Source organism: Actibacterium sp. (assembly GCF_041584535.1).
Classification (GTDB): domain Bacteria; phylum Pseudomonadota; class Alphaproteobacteria; order Rhodobacterales; family Rhodobacteraceae; genus Actibacterium_D.
In genome coordinates this window covers 1-4,204 of sequence record NZ_JBFHDW010000237.1, presented here as the reverse complement: position 1 = coordinate 4,204, position 4,204 = coordinate 1, and the positions used below count along the sequence as shown (strand labels likewise).

The window sequence follows — 4,204 nt, the reverse complement described above, 5'->3', positions numbered from 1 at the left end:
GCTGGATGCCCAGCCCGGTGCTGTCCTGAGTGCCAAAGCGGCAGTGATCCTTGCCGACACAGGTTTTCACCGTGCGCAGGCCCTTGGAATAGGCATGGCCTGAAACCATCCCCGCCGCGTTCAGATCGGCCCAGATCGCCGGCAGATCTTCGCCCTTGACGCCCAGAAGGTCGATGCGCTGACCGCCGGTAACATGCACGGTCGGCACGTTGTATTTCTCGGCCGCGTCGGCGATGGCCCGCAGTTCGGCCGGGGTGGTCATGCCGCCGAACATGCGCGGCACGACGCTGAAGGTGCCGTCTTTCTGGATGTTGGCGTGCTTGCGTTCGTTGATGAACCGCGATTGCGGGTCGTCCTGATACTCAAGCGGCCAGTCGGCCAGCAGGTAATAGTTGATCGCCGGGCGGCAGACGTGACAGCCGTTGACGGTTTTCCAGCCCAGTTCCTGCCAGACGGCGGCTTGCGACTTGAGTTCCTGCGACTTGATCAGGCGGCGCACGTCCTCATGCGTCAGATCGGTGCAGCCACAGATGCTTGCGGCGGCGGGCATGACGAAATCGTCGCCCAGAGTGACTGCCAGAACCTGCTCGACAAGGCTGGTGCAGGTCCCGCACGAGGCCGAGGCCTTGGTCGTGGCGCGGATCCCGGCAAGGTCATGCGCCCCGCCGTTGATCGCGTCGACGATCGTGCCCTTGCAAACGCCGTTACAGCCGCAGATTTCAGCATCAAGCGGTAAGGCTGCAACGGCCGCCATAGGGTCCACAGCGGCCCCCCCTTGAAACGCCGGGCCAAAGATCAGCGTCTCGCGCATCTCCGACACGTCGGTGCCGTCCTTGATCATGCCGAAGAACCAGTTGCCATCGGCGGTGTCGCCATACATCACGGCGCCGACGATCTTGTTATCCTCAAGCACAAGGCGTTTGTAGACGCCGCGCGCCGGGTCGCGGAACACGATGTCCTCGCGACCGGGGCCATCGGCGAAATCACCGGCGCTGAACAGATCGCAGCCCGTGACCTTGAGCTTGGTCGCGGTCTGTTTCGGGGCAAAGGCGCCCTCTTCGCCCAGCAGGGTCTTGGCGACGATCTTGGCCTGATCGTAAAGCGGCGCGACCAGACCAAACAGTTGTTGGTTATGTTCGACGCATTCGCCGATCGCCAGAATATCGGGGTCCGTGGTCACCATCTGGTCATTGACCACGATGCCGCGACCGACTTCGAGATGGGCGTCATTGGCCAGACGGGTTTCCGGGCGGATGCCCACGGCCATGACCACGATATCGGCCTCAAGCCCGGTATTGTCTTCCAGCAACACGCCTTCGACCCGGTCGGTGCCCAGAATGGCGGCGGTCGAGGCTTTGCACATCACCTTGATGCCCCGGTCCTCAAGCGCGCGGCGCAGCAGGTAACCGGCGGCCTCGTCCAGCTGGCGCTCCATCAGGTGACCCATCAGGTGCAGCACGGTGACCTCCATGCCGCGCATCCGCAGACCGGCGGCGGCTTCCAGACCCAGCAGACCGCCACCGATGACGACGGCTTTGGCCCCCGGTTTAGCGGCGGCTTCGATCATGGCGTTGGTGTCGTCGAGATCGCGATAGGTGATGACACCGGGCAGATCCCTGCCCTGAACCGGGATGATGAACGGCGCCGAGCCGGTGCCGATCAGCAGCTTGTCATAGGCGACTTCGCCATTCTGCCCGATCACCATCTTGCGGGCGCGGTCGATGCGGACGACGTGTTCGCCAAAGCGGCAGGTCACGTTGTTCGCGGCATACCAGTCATCGTCATGGGTGACGATTTCCTCATAGGTCTTTTCACCCGACAGAACCGGCGACAGCATCAGGCGGTTATAGTTACCACGCGGCTCGGCGTTGAACAGCGTCACCTCATAGGCGTTGGGATCGGTATCGAACAGGTGCTCCAGCACCCGGCCCGAGGCCATGCCGGCCCCGATAACGACAAGTTTCTCAGTCATGACCAGAACTTCCAGAAGGGTTTCTTTTGCGCGGTGGCCGCAGCGGCGACCTCGGGCGAAACGGGTTTGGGATAGGCGGCGTCGATCATCACGCCCGACAGCGTCGAATAAGCGGCCGCCCAGGCGTCTTTCAGATCGGGCGTAAAGGCGTCGCCCAGACCTTTCTCAAGCGTAAAGATCAGGCTTTCGCCCACCACGGCGTAATGTTCGGGCTGCACGCCATAAGCGACATGTTTAACCGCCAAATCCTGTGCAACAGGCACGATTGCCTCGAGATTACGCAGCCCGTTGACGACCACCCCGAGGGTCGCCATCAGCTTGGCGCCCTGTTCGGTGATATCGCCCTTGAACATCGGCTTGACCTCGGGGGCCACGTCGAACAGGCGGGTGTAGAAGATATCGGCGGCGACATCCTTGATCGGCGCGACCTTCTTGAAACTTTCCTGCACCAGAGTGATCTGATCGGGGGTCATCACGTCTCTCCTTTATGCGGCTTTTTTCTTGTGGGCACCGTGCTCGTATTCCTCGAGGAAATTGAGCACCTCTTCGCGGTAGGCATAGTAATCGGGGTGTTCGAGCAGCGCCTTGCGGGTGCGCGGGCGCGGCAGTTTCACATCCATGATCTTGCCGATCGTCGCCTGCGGACCGTTGGTCATCATCACCACGCGGTCGGCCAGAAGGATCGCCTCGTCCACATCATGGGTCACGCAGACGGCGGTGACCTTGGTGCGGCTCCAGACTTCCATCAGAACCTCTTGCAGTTCCCAGCGGGTCAGGCTGTCCAGCATCCCGAAAGGTTCATCCAGCAGCAGCAGTTTCGGCGACAGCGCAAAGGCGCGGGCGATGCCGACGCGTTGCTTCATGCCATTCGACATTTCGCTGGCGGGCTTGTTCATGCTGTCGCCCAGACCGACGCGTTCAAGGTAATATTCCACCACGTCCTGACGCTCGGCCTGGCTGGCGCGGGGATAGACCCGGTCAACGCCGATCGAGACGTTTTCACGCGCGGTCAGCCACGGAAACAGCGACGGCGACTGGAACACCACGGCACGTTCGGGATCGGCGCCCATGACGTGAAAACCATCCAGCTTGATCGCGCCTTTCGAGATGTCGTTCAGACCGGCGGTCATGGTCAGAACCGTCGATTTGCCGCATCCCGAGTGGCCGATCAGCGATACGAATTCGCCCTTGTCCAGCTTGAGATTGAAATCCTCGACCACGGTCAACGGACCCTTGGGCGTGGGATAGATCTTGTGCAGCTGCGAATAGTCCAGATAGCGCTCTTCCAGACCGCCCGAGGTGGCCTCGACCACCGCGCGGGGCAGCGAGGCATGCAGCGGCTGGATGTTCGGCAGAATCCGGGTTTCCTCGGCGCGGGCGGCCATGCCGACATCCATCAGATAGGTGGTGACAGCAGCGCGCAGGCGCTTGAACTCTTCGTTGTGGTTCATCGCGGTGCGTTCACGCGGACGCGGGATCGACACTTTGAATTCATCGCCCAGCGTGCCATCGGGGTTCAGCGGGATGATCCGGTCGGCCAGAACAATCGCCTCGTCCACATCGTTGGTGATCAGCACGCAGGTCTTTTTGTCAGCGTCCCAGATCGCCTCGATCTCGTCGGCCAGATTGGCACGGGTCAGCGCATCCAGCGCCGACAGCGGCTCGTCCAGCAGCAGAACCTCGGGGTTCATCGCCAGCGCCCGGGCCACGTTCACCCGCTGGCGCATCCCGCCCGACAATTCAGCCGGACGGCGCGTTGCGGCATGGCTGAGACCAACCATTTCCACGTATTGCGCCACCTTCTTGGCCTTCTCGGCCTTGGGCATGTTCGGGAAGATCGTATCGACCGCCAGACCGACATTGCCGTTCACCGACAGCCACGGCATCAGCGAGTAGCTTTGAAAGATCACGCCGCGCTCGGGGCCGGGGCCGGTGATCGGCTGGCCTTTGAACGTGACCTTGCCCGTGCTGGGCTTTTCCAGCCCGGCCATCAGATTGATCAGCGTGGTCTTGCCGGTGCCCGAAAAGCCGAGCAGCACAAGGAACTCGCCCTCCTGAACCTGCAGGTTGATGTTTTTCAGAACCTCGGTCTTCGAGGTGCCTTCGCCAAAGCTTTTCGACACGTTGGAAAATTCAATCATTGCCATGTCGATCACCGATTATTCGAGAAAGTGAACATCGACTGGATCGCGAACATCAGGCGGTCCAGAATGAAGCCGATGATGCCGATGG

3 protein-coding genes are annotated in these 4,204 nt (G+C 61.6%); all 3 read right to left on the bottom strand.

Annotated elements, in window-relative coordinates; translation table 11 throughout:
* On the bottom strand, positions 1-1,972 hold a 1,972-nt coding region (nirB, locus tag ABYW26_RS11345; RefSeq protein ID WP_372604989.1), incomplete at its 3' end, for a nitrite reductase large subunit NirB.
* A complete protein-coding gene (locus ABYW26_RS11340) occupies positions 1,969-2,445 on the bottom strand; it encodes a globin family protein (RefSeq protein ID WP_372604988.1) in 477 nt (158 codons plus the stop codon). The genes ABYW26_RS11340 and nirB, both read right to left, overlap by 4 nt.
* 12 nt (positions 2,446-2,457) lie before the next feature.
* Positions 2,458-4,119, bottom strand: a complete 1,662-nt coding sequence (locus ABYW26_RS11335) for an ABC transporter ATP-binding protein (protein ID WP_372604987.1) — start codon at positions 4,117-4,119, stop codon at positions 2,458-2,460.
* Positions 4,120-4,204 lie beyond the last annotated feature (85 nt).

Coding starts and splice junctions, on each gene's coding strand:
- ABYW26_RS11340 (WP_372604988.1), bottom strand. CDS start 2,445: ATGACCCCCGATCAGATCACTCTGGTGCAGGAAAGTTTCAAGAAGGTC.
- ABYW26_RS11335 (WP_372604987.1), bottom strand. CDS start 4,119: ATGGCAATGATTGAATTTTCCAACGTGTCGAAAAGCTTTGGCGAAGGC.